Genomic DNA, 13,905 nt, shown 5'->3' with positions numbered 1-13,905 from the left:
CTGACCTGCCGGTGGCGAGGGCGCCTTGATCCACGTCAGTCGTCGTACATGGCCTTGTCGCAGTCAACTCCGGGCCAGACCCTGGCGAGTGGAACGGTGACGCCGTTGGGGTTTTTCCCGGCTCGCCGGGGCGACTGGTAAGGGCAGTGGCGCTTGGCGACTTCCTCCTTTGCCTGCCAGGCGACGGTGATTTCTCCGCCACGGGGTGGTGCGGCGGACATTACCAGCCCGCTGTCGAAGGCCCAGCCGAAGATCGGTCCGCCGGTTTCGTGGTCTACACCCATCGTGAAGTCGAGGCGGCGGCCGGTGCGGTCCAGGTGCGCCTGTACTCCGCGCCACGAGCCTTCGGGAAAGCGCAGCACGTAGTCGCGCAAACCACGGTCGCCGAAGGCGAAGGCGATCAGCAGCGCCGGCTGGTCCCATGCGGTGCCGAGGTTCGCCCAGCAGTTCGAGCGGTCATCCGCCTGCAGGCGCTCTTCCGAGCGCAGGTCGCTGTAGCAGCGAAGCACGTAGCCTTCGCGTTGCATCTTCGCGGTGAGCTCCGCGACCGTTTCGCCGCCGCGGAAGAAATCGATGTCGTGTCGCCACGTTGCCGCAGCCCGGCGCTCGTCGGCGTCGCGCTGGTCGTAGAAACGATCTCGCTCGACTTTCTCCGAGTAGCGCTGGTGCAGCATGAAGGCGGCGAGCGCCGTGAGGGCGATGGCCAGCGCCGCCTTCGTGCGTTGTCGGCGAGGGCTTTCGGAGGTCGTCGCTGTGGCCCTGCGCGGCGCACGCTGCTGCGACAGGTAGGCCAGCACGACGAAGGCGGTCAGCGCGATGATGATGGCCGCCGCCAGTCGCGCCGGCCGGAACAGGTCGTCGGCGTAGGCGATGCGCGCTAGCGCCAGCCCGGCCGAGACGGCGACAATAAGCATTCCGGCCAACCAGAACCAGCGGCCGAAGAGGCGGTAGGCACCGACGGCATGCGCACCATCGACCCGATCAACCAGCGCGCAGAGCAGTCCGACGAGGGCGCAGTAGCCTGCCCATGGGCCGATCAGCGGCGGCAGCCCCTGCGTGGCGACCGGCCAGCCGGCGGGGATCGGCAGGCGCGCGGCGAATAGCGCGGCCATGCTGTAACCGAGCAGGAAGAGGGTCGGAAGCAGACGGGGGGCGTTGTTCGTGATCGGGTTCATTGCTGAAGGCGGCGAACGGCGGCGATGCGCGTCGCGGCATCCGGGTGCGAGGCGAACAGGCTGTTGCCGGGAGCGGGGGCATGTTTGTCGAGCTTCTTCAGCACCTCGACGATCGGCTCGACGGTGCCGTAGCGCAGCGCCATCCGCGACGCGGCGTAGGCATCCGCTTCGATCTCGGCCTCGCGGGAGTAGCCGGACTGCAGCAGCTTGCCGCTGGTCGCGACCGCGGCCGACGAGACGTCGCCGAACCAGGCGGCGAGGACAAGCGACAGGGTCGCGTCCTGGATCAGCCGGCGCATTGCGTGGTGGTGCGCGAGATGTCCAACCTCGTGGGCGACGACTGCCTGGATCTGTCGTTCGTCGCCGAGCAGCTCGACCAGCTGGTCGAGAATGATGATGTCACCACCGGGTAGCGCCAGCGCGTTCGGGCCGAGCCGGGGCGCCTGGCGGAAATGCAGCCGCCACGGCGGCGTCTGTTGCGGCGTAAGCAGGGCGGCGGCCTGCCGGCGGATTTCCTCCTGGCGGGCGGGCGGCAGGCGGCTGGGTCGCAGGACGCCCCGGTCGAGCTGGGCGAGTGCGGCGTCGGACAAGGTGCGCGCGACAAGCGGCGGGACGTGCGGTGCGAGCTGCTGGGCGAGCGCGGGCAATCCCCATAGATAAGCGGCCGCAGCGCTGGCGACGACGACAATGAAAGCGCCGAGCGCCCAGTGCCAACGGCGCTGGATGCGTACGACCAGTGATTCGCCAATGCCGGCGGTGGCGAGGAGGTGTGACAGCGCAGCGTTGTCGTGCACCTCGCAGCAGCCGCCGCCGGGGAGACTGATACTGCGCGGTGCGCCCTCAACCGCTTCGCCGAAATCGACCTCGCCGACGGGGATGCGGCGCTGTACGCCGTTGCCGTCGATCAGCAGGTGGCCGTCGCGTACCTCTAGCCCGACCGGGTGCCGGCGGGTGCTAGATCCATCATAGTAGGTCGCAGCCAGCATCTAGAGCGCGATGTCCAGGTCGAAAGCATCGGTCGCCGCGTCGCCCAGCGCGTTGGGCGACGCCTGTGCGCGGCCGGTGATCCCGTCGAGCGCAGCCGGGTTGAGGACGACGAGGTTGCGTGCGCGGTAGCGCGCCATCCGGATCTGCGCGAGCGGCCAGAAGAAGCCGAGCGTGAGCAGCGTCAGCAGCCAGTTGCCGAGCGTGAGCCCGAGGTAGGTGCGGACGCGCTGTGTGCAGCGGAAACGGACGTCGCCCAGCTGCGCGCCGTTCCACAGCAGGTTGGTGCCGACCACGCGCGCATAGGGAACGACCACCAGGTTAACCACCAGCGCCAGCCCCGCGACAAGCAGCGGTCCGAACAGCATCGTCATCAGGCCGACGCCGCCCTTGCCGATACCGGCGGCGGTCGCGGCGAAAAGCGCAACCGTGCCGAGGCCGACAACGATCCACAGCGTCATCGGTAGCGCGAGGCCACGGTAGAATGCCGCGGTGCCGGCGGCGAAGCGGCAGCGGGCGTCGCCGAAAGCGAGGTGGTCGACGGCGAACGCCTTCTGCCGGCGCAGGAAGGCGGGGAAGTACAGGCCGAGCGTGAGCACGGTCAGGCCGCCGTGCAGCAGGTACAGCGCGAGGGCCTGCCGGTAGGTACCGGAAAAGCAGAAGCGCATGCCGCGGTAGCTCGTGTTGCGCGCGCGGAATTGCAGCGAGCGCACCAGCAGCCAAGGAAACACGAACATGCTGGCGAGCGAGGCGAGGATGTTGGCGGTCTTGCCGAGATGCTCCGCGAAGCTCGCCAGCCCGACCAACACCACCAGCACCATCCGTCCGAGCAGGATGGCCCGAGGATTTCCGTGGTAGTCGAACGACGCGCCATCGACAATGAAGTTGCGGTGAAAATACTTCTCGCGGCGAACCTTCGCCCAGGCGGAATAGATGCCCAGCGTCAGCACCGTCAGCGCCACGCTGACCAGCCAGATGCGCAGGTATTCGTGGCCCTGTCCGCTGAATTCGACCGCCGCCTCGCCGCCTGCCGCATGCCCGGCGGCGTTTGCGGCCGCGGCTGGCGGCGCTTTCGCCGCCAGGCGGCCGGCCAGTGCCCGGTCGTAGGCGTTACGCGCGCCCGGTTCCGTGAGCGTCCGGTGCGCAGTGCGGACGGCGTCGAGGTGTTCCGGCGGCAGCGGATTGCCGGCGGCCAGCCGCTCCCTGATGCGGCCCAGCGCGCGGGCATAGGCGGCGGTGATCTCTGCCGTGCTGGCGTCGCTTGCGATGCCCAGCAGCGCGTAGGGGCAGGTGGTGTCCACGGCCGGCGGCTCTCCCTTGGTGAATGGCGGCTCGCTCTGCAGCGGCGAGTGGCCGCGGTGGGGGTAGAGATTATCCATGTTGGATATTTTGCGCAAGCCGGCGAATGCCGGCGGAAGGCCGGACGATGCTGAAGAAACAGTCGGCGAACATCGTCGCCCACGCCTGGCCGATCCTGATCGCCCAGCTCGCGTCGATGGGCATGATGGTGATCGACACCGTGCTGCTCGGCCACTACGGCACCGTCGACCTCGCTGCGGTGGCGGTCGGCGGCGGTATCTACATCGCCGTGGTGTTCGCGCTGGTCGGCATCCTGCAGGCGGTGGCGCCGACCGTGGCCCACCACGTCGGTGCCGGGCGCGAGGGCGAGGTCGCCGGGGCGCTGCAGCAGACGGTGTGGCTGGCGCTCGCGCTCGCCGCGCCGGGGATGCTGCTGCTGTGGTTCCCCGATCCGATCCTGGCCTTGTCGACGATCGAGCCGGCGGTCGAGGAGAAGCTGCGCGCCTACCTGCGCATCCTAGCCTTCGGCATGCCGGCGGCGCTGCTCTACCGGACCTTCTACTCCTTCTGCAACGCGCTGCGGCAGCCGCGGCCGCTGATGATCATCAGCCTCGGCAACACGCTGCTGCACGGCGCGTTGGCGTGGACGCTGGTCACCGGCGTCTTCGGCGAGCCGCTCGGCGCGCTCGGCTGCGGCCTCTCCAACCTGCTGGTGAACTGGGTCGGCTGCGCGCTCGCCGCGCTGTGGGTGGCACGCTCGCCGGGGCTCGCGCGCTTCCGGCCGTTCGCCGACTGGCAGGCGCCGCGCCGGGCGACGCTGCGCGAACTGCTGCGCCTCGGGTTGCCGATGGGCTTCTCCAACTTCGTCGAGATCACGTCGTTCACGCTGATCGCGCTGTTCGTCGCGCAGCTCGGGGCGACCGCGGTCGCCGGCCACCGCATCGTCGCCAACCTCGCTGCGCTCTGCTACATGCTGCCGCTGGCGCTGGCCATCGCCACGCTGGCGCAGGTCGGGCAGGCCGCCGGCGCCAAGGACTGGCCGCGCTCGCGTGCCGCGATCGGCGCCGGCCTGCTGCTCGCCGGCGGCCTGTCGACGGGGCTCGGCGTCGTCCTCTGGCTGGCCGCCGAGCCGCTGGTCTTCGCCTACAGCAGCGATCCGGCGGTGCGTGCGGTGGCGCTGTCGCTGATCGGCTACATCGCGCTCTACCAGTTCTTCGACGCGGTGCAGACGATCGCCGCCTACGCGCTGCGCGGCTACAAGATCACCTTCGCGCCGATGCTGGTGCACACCGTCGCCTTTTGGGGGGTCGGCCTCTTCGGCGGCTGGTGGCTGGCCTTCAAATGGCCGCAGCCGATGGGCGTCGAGGGCTTCTGGCTGGCCTCGCTGCTCAGCCTGGTGGTCGCCGCCGCGCTGATCGGCGGCATCCTCTGGCGGGCGCTGCGCGAGCGCTCGCACTGAGCGGGCCGGATCAGTCGGCCGCCGGCAGCGTCAGCCGCGCGCGCAGGCCGCCCAGCGGCGACTCCGCGAGCGCGATCTCGCCGCCGTAGAGCCGGGCGAGGTCGGCGACGATGGCGAGCCCCAGCCCGCTGCCCGGCACCGCCTCGTCGGCGCGCACGCCGCGCCGCAGCACTTCCTGCCGACGTTCGGGCGGCAACCCCTGGCCGTCGTCGTCGATGGTGACGACCAGTTGCCGGCCGTCGCGCTCCGCGGCCAGCACGACCCGCTGCACCGCCCACTTGCAGGCGTTGTCGAGCAGGTTGCCGAGCATCTCCTGCAGGTCCTGCGCGTCGCCGCGAAACGCCAGCGCCGCCGGCAGCGGCGCGACGGCGAGCTCGACGCCGCGCGCGGCGTGCAGCCGCCGCAGCGCGCGCACCAGGCCGTCGACCGCCGGCGCCAGCGGCGTGCGTGCGCCGGGCAGGCGGCTGGCCGCGGCCTGCGCGCGGGCGAGGTGGTAGTCGACCTGCCGGCGCGCGTTGCCGACCTGCTCCGCGACCAGCCGGGCCAGCTCGTCGTCGCGGCCGTCGGCGGCGTTGGCGAGCACGGCGAGCGGCGTCTTCAGCGCGTGCGCGAGGTTGCCCGCCTGCGTGCGCGCGCGCTCGACGACCTCGGCGTTGTGCGCCAGCACGCCGTTGAACTCGTCGACCAGCGGCATCACTTCCGCCGGGTAATCGCCTTCCAGCCGCCGCGCCTCGCCGCTGCCGATGCGCGCCAGTGCGCGGCGCAGCGCGCGCAGCGGCGCCAAGCCGACGCCGACCTGCACCACCACCGCCAGTGCCAGCCCCAGCCCGAGGATGCCGAGCGCCAGCCAGAGCGCGCCGGCGAAGCGCGACAGCGGTTCCTGCAGCAGCTGCTCGTCGGCGGCGACGAGCAGCCGCCAGGCCGATTCGCCGCCGCCGTCGGCGTCGGCGATGCGCACGCTGCGCTCGACCAGGCCGAGCGTCGCACCGTCCGGTCCGGTCACGCGGTGGCGGTGGATCTCGCCGTCGGCCAGCGCGTCGGCCGGTACCGCGAGCACGGCATCCCACAGCGAGCGCGAGCGCAGCGCGCCGCGCTCGCCGCCGATGCGGTCGACCTGCCAGTAGAGGCCGGCGTAGGGGCGGGCGAGGCGCGGGTCGGCCGGCGCCGTCGTCAGCTGCGGCCGGCCCTGCGCGTCGAGCGCGAGGCCGGCGGTGAGCTGGTCGAGGTGGCTGGCCAGCAGCGCGTGGAACTGCTCGCCGACGTGGTCGCGGAAGAGCTGCGACAGGCTCCAGCCGGCAGCGGCGATCGACAGCACCACCCAGACCAGCGTGCCGGCGAGCAGGCGCAGGCGCAGCGAGCCGCGCGCCCGCGGCGCTGCCGGCGACGGGGGCGCTGGCGCGTTCATCGCGGCGCGGCCAGCCGGTAGCCGAGGCCGCGCACGGTCTCGATCAGTCCCGGCGGCAGCTTCTTGCGCAGGCGGGCAATGAACACCTCGACGGTGTTCGAGTCGCGGTCGAAGTCCTGCGCATAGATGTGCTCGGTCAGCTCGCTGCGCGAGACGACGTTGCCGGCGTGGTGCAGCAGGTAGGCGAGCACCTTGTACTCGTGGCTGGTCAACGCCAGCGGCCGGCCGTCGACGCTGGCGCGGCCGCTGCGCGTGTCGAGCACGAGCGGGCCGCAGGTAAGCTCGGCGCTGGCGTGGCCGCCGGCGCGACGGATCAGCGCGCGCACTCGGGCGAGCAGCTCCTCCACGTGGAAGGGCTTGCCGAGGTAGTCGTCGGCGCCGGCGTCGATTCCCGCCACCCGCTCGTGCCAGCCGTCGCGTGCGGTGAGGATCAGCACCGGCATCGTGCGCCCGGCGGCGCGCCAGCGGCGCAGCACGCTGAGGCCGTCGAGCCGCGGCAGGCCGAGGTCGAGCACGACCGCGTCGAAGGGCTCGCTGTCGCCGAGGAAATGCGCGTCGACGCCGTTGTCGGCGCTGTCGACGGCGTAGCCGGCGGCGGCCAGCGCCTCGTTCAGTTGGCCGCGCAGCACGGGCTCGTCCTCGACGACCAGGATGCGCATCAGCGTTTCTCCTCCCCTTCCCGATGGCGCCGCCGCGGCTCGACGACGCTGCCGTCGCGCGCGTCGACCTTCAGCTTGCTGAGCGTGCCGCCGGCCTGCAGCAGCTTGATCTCGTACAGCCAGCGGCCGCCCTCGCGCTCCAGCTCGACCTCCATCACCTTGCCCGGATGCGTGCGCTCGACGCGTTCGAGGATCGTGCGCAAGGGCAGTACCTCGCCCGCTTCCAGCGCCTGCCGCGCGCGGTCGTGGTCATGGTCGCCGCCGGCGACGCCGTTGCCCGCCGCGGCCAGCGCGGCGAGCGCCAGCGCCGCGGCGGCGAGGCGCGCGGCGGTCGGGCGGCGCTTGCGTCGGTCCATGAGGGTTCTCCCTGGCACGGTAGTCACGTCCCCTTTCTAGCGCCGGCGAGCTGAACGGCGGCTGAACGGGCGCTTCACTTAGCGTTCAGGCGGGGCCGCGCATAGTTCGCTGCACCGAGACCCCGACGAGGAGAACGTCATGAAGCGAACCCTGCATACCGCGATTCTAGCCGCGCTGGCCGCGCCGCTGCTCGCCGCCGCCGCGCCGGCCGCGATCGACGCTCGGCTGGCCGACTACGCCGCCGCCGCGAAGGCGGCCGATCCCGCCTTCGCCGGCTTTTCCGCGGAGCGCGGTCGCGCGCTGCACGAGCGCAGCTTCGCCGGCGGCAAGCCGGAGACGCCGGCCTGCACCAGCTGCCACGGCAAGGATGCGCGCGCCGCCGGCCGCACGCCGGCGGGCAAGGCGGTCGAGGCGATGGCGCTGTCGGCGTCGCCGGCGCGCTACGCCGACCCGGCCAAGGTCGAGAAATGGTTCCGGCGCAACTGCAACGAGGTCCTCGGCCGCGAATGCACGGCGCAGGAGAAGGGCGACTGGCTGAGCTACATGCGCAGCCAGTGAGCATGCCCGCCAACGCCAGGAGATCGTCATGAAGATTCCGTTTCGCCCGCTCGCACTCGGCCTTGCTGCCGTCGCCTTCTTCGCCCTCGTCCTTGGCCGTGCGCAGGCCGGCGGCGGCCACTACTACCCGCCGGTCGCCGACCCGGTGGTCAAGGAGGAGTGCGGCAGCTGCCACCTCGCCTTCGCGCCGTCGATGCTGCCGGCGCGCTCCTGGCAAAAGATGATGGGCGAGCTGAAGAACCATTTCGGCGACGACGCCAGCGTCGATGCCGCGACCGCGCGGCGAATCGCCGACTACCTGGTCGCCAACGCCGCCGACAGCGCCGCCGGCGCCCGCTACGGCGGCAAGCTGCAGCGCGGCGTCGCGGCCGGCGCGGCGCCGCAGCGCATCAGCGAACTGCCGAAGTGGGTCAGGGAGCACCGCGAGGTACCGGCCTGGGAGTGGAAGCACAAGGAGGTGCGCACGCGCGCCAACTGCACCGCCTGCCACACCGACGCCGAACGCGGCTACTACGACGACTGAGCCATGTGCGTCAGCACATTGCGAAGAAGTGCCCTTGGGTACGACTCAGCAAAGCGCTACGCGCTTCGCGAAGAAGCCCCCTTGGGGGCGACTGAAGCGTTGCCGCCCGGCTCGCCGCCTGATGAATGCCACCTGAACGGCGGCTTCAGCAGCGGTTCAGCGGGGCCGGCGCAGCATCGAAGCATGGCCGGAGATCCGGCATTCATTCAAGGAGGCTACATCATGTCCGCACTGAAAACCGTTCCCGCGCTGCTTGCCATCAGCGCCGTCGCCGGCGCGCTGTTCACCGGCGGCGCTCTTGCGCCGTCCTTCGCCGGCGAGAAGAACCCGCCGGCGGCGGCCGGACGCGGCTGGCTGTCGATCCCGCAGGTCCACGAAAAACTGGAAGCGGCCGGCTACCGCAACATCGAGAAGATCGAGCGTGAGCGCGGCGGCTACGAGGCGCGTGCGACCGAACGCAGCGGCGAGCGGGTCAAGCTCTACCTCGACGCGCAGAGCGGCGAGGTGATCGAGCGTCGCGCGCGCGACCGCTACCGCGACGAGCGCGGGCCGATGCGCAGCCGCGACGGCGTCGACTGCAGCGAGCGGCGCTGCCGCGACGACCTGCCGGCGGCCGCGAAGCCGGCACCGGTGACGGCGACTGCGCCGTCCGCGCCGACCGCCAAGTGAACAGGTGCGGCGCCGGCGCTTCGCCCGCGTCCCGGCGACGCGCGCGGCACCGGTCGCCGCCGATTCCTCCATCGTCGACGGGAGTGCCATGAAAACCCTGCTTGTCGCGCTGATCGCCGCCGTCACCGCCGCCTGGGGCTGGGACGCGTTCACCACCGTCGCGCCGCCGGCCGTGCACCCGCTGTGGGTCGCGCGCCAGCAGGCGCTCTACCTGAGCGGCCTGCTCTCGGTCGCGCTGCTGTCGCTGGCGATGCTGCTGGCGACGCGCCCGGCGTGGGCGGAGACGCCGCTCGGCGGCATGGACCGCATCTACCGCACGCACAAGTGGGCGGGCATCCTCGCTGTCGCCTTCGCCGCGCTGCACTGGCTGGTCGAGATGAGCGACGACCTGCTGAAGGCCGCGATCAGCCGCGAAGGGCGGCTGCCCAAGGAGAAGTTCGCCGGCGTGCTGGAGGCGCTGCGCCATCTCGCCGAGGACCTCGGCGAGTGGGCGATCTACGCGCTGCTGGCGATGCTCGTCGTCTCGCTGTGGAAGCGCTTCCCCTACCGCGCGTGGCGCTTCCTGCACCGCGCGATGCCGGTGCTCTACCTGCTGCTCGCCTCCCATGCCGCGCTGCTGGCGCCGACCGCCTATTGGCGGCAGCCGGCGGGGGCGCTGCTCGCGCTGCTGCTGGCTGTCGGCGGCTACGGCGCGCTGCGCGCGCTCGCCGGCGGCATCGGCCGGGCGCGCACGGTCGGCGGCGAGGTCATCGCCGTCGAGCGGCCGGCGCCGGACGTGCTCGCCGTCGCCTGCCGGCTCGACGCGGCCTGGTCCGGCCACCGTCCCGGCCAGTTCGCCTTCGTCACCTTCGACGACGGCGAGGGCGCGCATCCGTTCACGCTCGCCGGCGCCGACCGCGGCGACCGCGTCGTGCATTTCGCGATCAAGGCGCTCGGCGACTACACGGCCGGCCTCGGCGAACGCCTGCGGCCGGGCCGGCCGGTGCGCGTCGAGGGGCCCTACGGCCGCTTCGACCTTGCCCGCTGCGAGCGTCGCGCGCAGCAGATCTGGATCGCCGGCGGCATCGGCGTGACGCCGTTCCTGGCCTGGCTGGAGGCGCTGCAGGCGGCGCCGGCCGAGGCGCCCGCGGCCGACCTCCACTACTGCACGCGCGACCGTGCCGGCGACGGCTTCGTCGCGCGCCTGGAAGCGCTGTGCGCGGCGCTGCCGGGCATAAGGCTGCATGTCCACGCGGCGGCGGACGGGGGCCGCCTTTCCGCCGCGACGCTCGCCGCGGAGCGGCACGCGGAGATCTGGTTCTGCGGGCCGGCCGGCCTCGCCGCCAGCCTGCGCCAGGGGCTGCGCGCGCTCGGGCGGACGCCGCACTTCCACCAGGAAGCCTTCGAGATGCGCTGAACGGTGGAACTTTTCGGTTCCGCGATCGTTATCGGCGGCATGGCCTGCGGCAGAATCGATGCTGGCCGGGAGAAAGGGATGGAACGGGAGTGATGCCGGAAACGCCGACGGACGAAGCGCGCTGCGACGAGGACCTTGCCGTCGTCGCGCGTGCGCGCGGCGGCGACCGGCAGGCCTTCGCCGCGCTCGTGCGCGGCCACCAGGACCGCGTCTTCCGCTTCCTGCTGCGCCTCGTCGGCAGCCGCGACGAGGCGATGGACCTGACCCAGGACACCTTCCTCAAGGTCTACCAGTCGCTGCCCGAGTGGCGGCCGGACGCGCCGTTCCGCGCCTGGCTGTTCCGCATTGCGCGCAACGCCGCCTTCGACCTGCTGCGCCGGCGGCAAGTGCTCGGCTTCGTCGCCTTCGACGAGCTGGCACCGGACGCGGGCGAGGCGGCCTGGCCCGATCCGGCGCCGCGCCCGGACCAGCGCCTCGACGACCGCCGCCGCATCGCCGCGCTCGACCGCGCGCTGGCGGCGTTGCCGGCCGAGCAGCGCGAGGTGCTGCTCCTGCGCGAGCTGGAGGAGATGAGCTACGCCGAGATTGCGGCGACGCTCGGGATCAACGAGGGCACCGTCAAGTCGCGCATCGCCCGCGCCCGCGCGGCGGCCCTCGACCACTACCAACGCCACACCGGGGAGCGCCGCGATGGCTGAAGACCGCCCTGACGAGAAGCTGCCTGCCGGCCACCAGCCGGATTCCGAAACCCTGTCCGCCTGGCTCGACGGCGAACTCGACGCCGTTGCGCAGCGATACGTCGAGGCCCATCTCGCGGTTTGTCCCGCGTGCGCCGCGCGCATCGCGGCCCTGCGCGGGATGGCCGCCGGCTTCGCGTCGATGCGCGAGGAGACGCTCGGCTACGACCTCGCCGGCGTGCTCGCCGGGCGCCTCGCCGAAGTCGCCGCCCGGCGGCCGGCGCCGCGCGCGCGCTGGCCGTGGTTCGCCTGGCTGCCGGCGACGCTCGGCGCCGCCGCATCGCTCGCGCTCGGCGTCGGCCTCGGCTCGGCGCTGCTCGGCGGCGCCGCCGTTCCCGCCGCCCAGCCGGCGCTGGTCAGCGCGCTGCGCGTGTTCGACCCGATGCCGCCCGGCAGCGCCTGCCTCGGCTCCGATGCCTGCTACCCGAAGGGGATGCCCCGATGAAAACGACTCTGCTGCGCTTCGCGCTCGTCCTCTCGCTGCTGGTCAACGCCGGCGTCATCGGTGCCGTCGCTTGGCGCAGCCTGGCCGTCGGCGAGCCGGCGGCAGCGGCCGCCGTCAACCTGCCGCAGTACCTGGGGCTCGACGAGCGCCAGCGCCGCCACTGGCACGAGGCGGAAGATGCCTTCCTCGCCCGCCTCGCCGCGGGTGCCGAGGAGGTGCGCGGCCACCGCGACCGGATGATCGTCGAGATCTTCTCGGCCCAACCCGACCACGCGCGCATCGACGCCGAACGGGCGGCGATTGCCCGCCTGCAGGACGAGCAGCAGAAACTGGTGGTCGGCCAGCTGCTGCGCGAGCGCGAGCTGCTGACGCCGCTGCAGCGCGAGCGGCTGGCCGGTTTGCTGGCGGCGCAGCCGGTCGGGCCGTCGGCGTTCGAGCGCCTGCACCGCGAGTGAAGTTGCTTCAGTGCAGTGCCGCAGGGCGGCCGCGCAGCAGGCGCCCGGGGAGCTGGCCGGTGGCCTGCCCGTCGCGGTGCACGACGGTGCCGCCGACGACAGTGGCGGCGAAGCCGTCAGCCCGCTGCACCAGCCGGCGGCCGCCGCCGGGCAGGTCGTGGGCGACTTCGGGGGCGTGCAGATGGAGGCGGCCGAGGTCGATCACGTTGACGTCGGCCCGGTAGCCGGCGGCGAGCAGTCCGCGGTCGGCGAGTCCGACCGCGCGGGCGCAGTCCCGGCTGAGCATGCGCACGGTCTCGGCCAGGCCCAGCCGCTCGCCGCGGACCCGGTCGCGTACCCAGTAGGCGAGCATGAAGGTCGGGAAGCTGCCGTCGCAGATCGTGCCGCAATGCGCGCCGGCGTCGCCGAGGCCAAGCACCGCCGCCGGGTGGCGCATCATGCGCAGCGAGGTCGCCAGCGAGCCGTGCTCGTAGTTGCACAGGGTGACGTAGAGCATCGTGTGGCCGTCGTTTTCCAGCATCAGGTCGTAGGCCAGTTCCTCGGGCGTGGTGCCGAGGCGCTGCGCGCGGGCGAGGATGCTCTGCTCGAACGGCTGTTCGTAGTCCGGCGGATCGCCGAGCAGGAACATGTGGTCGAATTCGCGTGCCAGCCGGCCGAGCACGATGGTCGGGTCGGGGTCGGCCGCCTCGGCGAGAATGCGGGCGCGCACCGCCGGTTCGCGAAGGGCGCGGATTTTCTCGGCGAACGGCAGCTTCGCCAGTTCGCCGTAGGTCGGGGTGGTGTAGAAGGTGTTCAGCGTCAGCTCGTGGCCGAGCATGACGCCGATCGCGCGGCTCAGCACCTGCGCGCGGATCGGGGCGCCTTCCCGGCTGGCGGCCGCGGCCCAGTCGAGCACTTCCTGCCAGCGCAGCGTCATCGGGCCGTAGCCGCCTTCGAGCAGCGAGACCGACAGCGGCCGGCCCGAACGTTGCACGAGGCGGTGCAGCAGTGCGAAGGTCTGCTCCTCGTCCGCGAAGTCGGTGATCAGCTGCATCACGCCGCGTCCCTCGGCGCGCAGGGCGTCCGCCAGCGCCATCAATTCCTCTTCGGCGGCCTCGAAGCTGGGGGTCGATTTGCCGTCGCTGGAGCGGTGGAAGAAGGTGCGCGAGGTACTGATGCCGAGCGCACCGGCGGCCAGCGCTTCCCGCGCCAGAGCGGTCATGCGCCGGCGGTCCTCGGCCGTCGCCGGCTCCCGGTCGACGCCGCGTTGCCCCATGACGTAGACCCGCAGCGCGGCATGCGGCAGCTGGCTGCAGATGTCCATGTCGTACTGCCGGGTGGACAGGAAGTCCAGGTATTCGGGATAGGTTTCCCAGGTCCACGGAATGCCGTCGACCAGGACCGGGTGGGGAATGTCCTCGACGCCTTCCATCAGCCGGATCAGCAGTTCGTGCTGGTCCGGTCGGCACGGTGCGAAGCCGACGCCGCAGTTGCCCATGACCACCGTGGTGACGCCGTGGGCGGTCGAGGGAACCATGTGGTTTTCCCAGGTGACCTGCCCGTCGTAGTGCGTGTGGATGTCGACGAATCCGGGCGTGACGATCATGCCGCGGGCGTCGATTTCCTCGCGTCCGACGGCGCCGGTCCGGCCGACCCCGACGATGCGGCCGGCGTCGATCGCCACGTCGGCCACGACCGGCAGCGCGCCGCTGCCGTCCACCACCTGCCCGCCGCGAATGACGAGATCGACGCTGTTTGCCATGATCAACCCCCGTGCTTCCACTCCGCATCGCGGCGGCTCGCAC

15 protein-coding genes are annotated in these 13,905 nt (G+C 72.2%); 8 read left to right on the top strand and 7 right to left on the bottom strand.

What is annotated here, in order from left to right:
• Positions 1-35: 35 nt before the first annotated feature.
• From IWH25_RS18310 to IWH25_RS18300, 3 genes are read right to left on the bottom strand one after another with little or no spacing between them, the layout of a single operon-like run.
• Positions 36-1,175, bottom strand: coding sequence for a hypothetical protein (locus IWH25_RS18310; RefSeq protein ID WP_203387194.1), 1,140 nt, complete (start codon positions 1,173-1,175; stop codon positions 36-38).
• Positions 1,172-2,161 (bottom strand): M48 family metallopeptidase, encoded by a 990-nt coding sequence (locus tag IWH25_RS18305; protein WP_203387193.1) that lies wholly within the window; start codon positions 2,159-2,161, stop codon positions 1,172-1,174. Before IWH25_RS18305 ends, IWH25_RS18310 begins: the two co-directional genes overlap by 4 nt.
• Positions 2,162-3,538, bottom strand: a complete 1,377-nt coding sequence (locus IWH25_RS18300) for a DUF898 family protein (protein ID WP_203387192.1) — start codon at positions 3,536-3,538, stop codon at positions 2,162-2,164.
• A 47-nt stretch (positions 3,539-3,585) separates the two neighbouring features.
• On the opposite strand from IWH25_RS18300, the gene IWH25_RS18295 reads away from it, so the two are divergent.
• Complete coding sequence (locus IWH25_RS18295; protein ID WP_203387191.1) at positions 3,586-4,917, top strand: MATE family efflux transporter; 1,332 nt, start codon at positions 3,586-3,588, stop codon at positions 4,915-4,917.
• A gap of 10 nt (positions 4,918-4,927) precedes the next feature.
• Here the strand turns inward: IWH25_RS18295 and IWH25_RS18290 are convergent, their stop codons facing one another.
• Genes IWH25_RS18290 through IWH25_RS18280 form a run of 3 tightly spaced genes read right to left on the bottom strand, consistent with a single transcriptional unit; the run spans position 4,928 to position 7,337 of the window.
• Complete coding sequence (locus IWH25_RS18290) at positions 4,928-6,322, bottom strand: ATP-binding protein (RefSeq protein ID WP_203387190.1); 1,395 nt, start codon at positions 6,320-6,322, stop codon at positions 4,928-4,930.
• Complete coding sequence (locus IWH25_RS18285; RefSeq protein WP_203387189.1) at positions 6,319-6,981, bottom strand: response regulator transcription factor; 663 nt, start codon at positions 6,979-6,981, stop codon at positions 6,319-6,321. Before IWH25_RS18285 ends, IWH25_RS18290 begins: the two co-directional genes overlap by 4 nt.
• Positions 6,981-7,337, bottom strand: a complete 357-nt coding sequence (locus tag IWH25_RS18280; RefSeq protein WP_203387188.1) for a PepSY domain-containing protein — start codon at positions 7,335-7,337, stop codon at positions 6,981-6,983. Before IWH25_RS18280 ends, IWH25_RS18285 begins: the two co-directional genes overlap by 1 nt.
• 139 nt (positions 7,338-7,476) lie before the next feature.
• Between IWH25_RS18280 and IWH25_RS18275 the strand changes: the two genes are divergently transcribed.
• The 7 genes from IWH25_RS18275 (at position 7,477) to IWH25_RS18245 (ending at position 12,121) form a co-directional block, all read left to right on the top strand.
• Positions 7,477-7,896, top strand: coding sequence for a DUF1924 domain-containing protein (locus tag IWH25_RS18275; RefSeq protein ID WP_203387187.1), 420 nt, complete (start codon positions 7,477-7,479; stop codon positions 7,894-7,896).
• A 28-nt stretch (positions 7,897-7,924) separates the two neighbouring features.
• Positions 7,925-8,419, top strand: coding sequence for a diheme cytochrome c (locus IWH25_RS18270; protein ID WP_203387186.1), 495 nt, complete (start codon positions 7,925-7,927; stop codon positions 8,417-8,419).
• A 222-nt stretch (positions 8,420-8,641) separates the two neighbouring features.
• Positions 8,642-9,088, top strand: coding sequence for a PepSY domain-containing protein (locus IWH25_RS18265; protein WP_203387185.1), 447 nt, complete (start codon positions 8,642-8,644; stop codon positions 9,086-9,088).
• Between the two features lie 88 nt (positions 9,089-9,176).
• Entirely contained in the window at positions 9,177-10,484 is a 1,308-nt protein-coding gene (locus IWH25_RS18260; protein WP_203387184.1) for a ferredoxin reductase family protein, read from the top strand.
• A gap of 92 nt (positions 10,485-10,576) precedes the next feature.
• The gene (locus IWH25_RS18255) at positions 10,577-11,182 is read left to right on the top strand and encodes an RNA polymerase sigma factor (RefSeq protein WP_203387183.1); all 606 of its coding nucleotides are present in this window, start codon (positions 10,577-10,579) and stop codon (positions 11,180-11,182) included.
• Positions 11,175-11,666, top strand: a complete 492-nt coding sequence (locus IWH25_RS18250; RefSeq protein WP_203387182.1) for an anti-sigma factor family protein — start codon at positions 11,175-11,177, stop codon at positions 11,664-11,666. The genes IWH25_RS18255 and IWH25_RS18250 overlap by 8 nt, the downstream gene beginning before the upstream one ends.
• Positions 11,663-12,121, top strand: a complete 459-nt coding sequence (locus IWH25_RS18245; RefSeq protein ID WP_203387181.1) for a Spy/CpxP family protein refolding chaperone — start codon at positions 11,663-11,665, stop codon at positions 12,119-12,121. Before IWH25_RS18250 ends, IWH25_RS18245 begins: the two co-directional genes overlap by 4 nt.
• Before the next feature lie 7 nt (positions 12,122-12,128).
• Here the strand turns inward: IWH25_RS18245 and IWH25_RS18240 are convergent, their stop codons facing one another.
• Positions 12,129-13,862, bottom strand: coding sequence for an N-acyl-D-amino-acid deacylase family protein (locus IWH25_RS18240; RefSeq protein ID WP_203387180.1), 1,734 nt, complete (start codon positions 13,860-13,862; stop codon positions 12,129-12,131).
• Positions 13,863-13,905: the final 43 nt, after the last annotated feature.

This window comes from Azospira restricta, assembly GCF_016858125.1.
In the GTDB taxonomy this organism is placed as follows: Bacteria; Pseudomonadota; Gammaproteobacteria; order Burkholderiales; family Rhodocyclaceae; genus Proximibacter; species Proximibacter restrictus.
The sequence above is the reverse complement of the archived record's forward strand: the minus strand, read 5'-3'. Positions and strand labels throughout refer to the sequence as shown.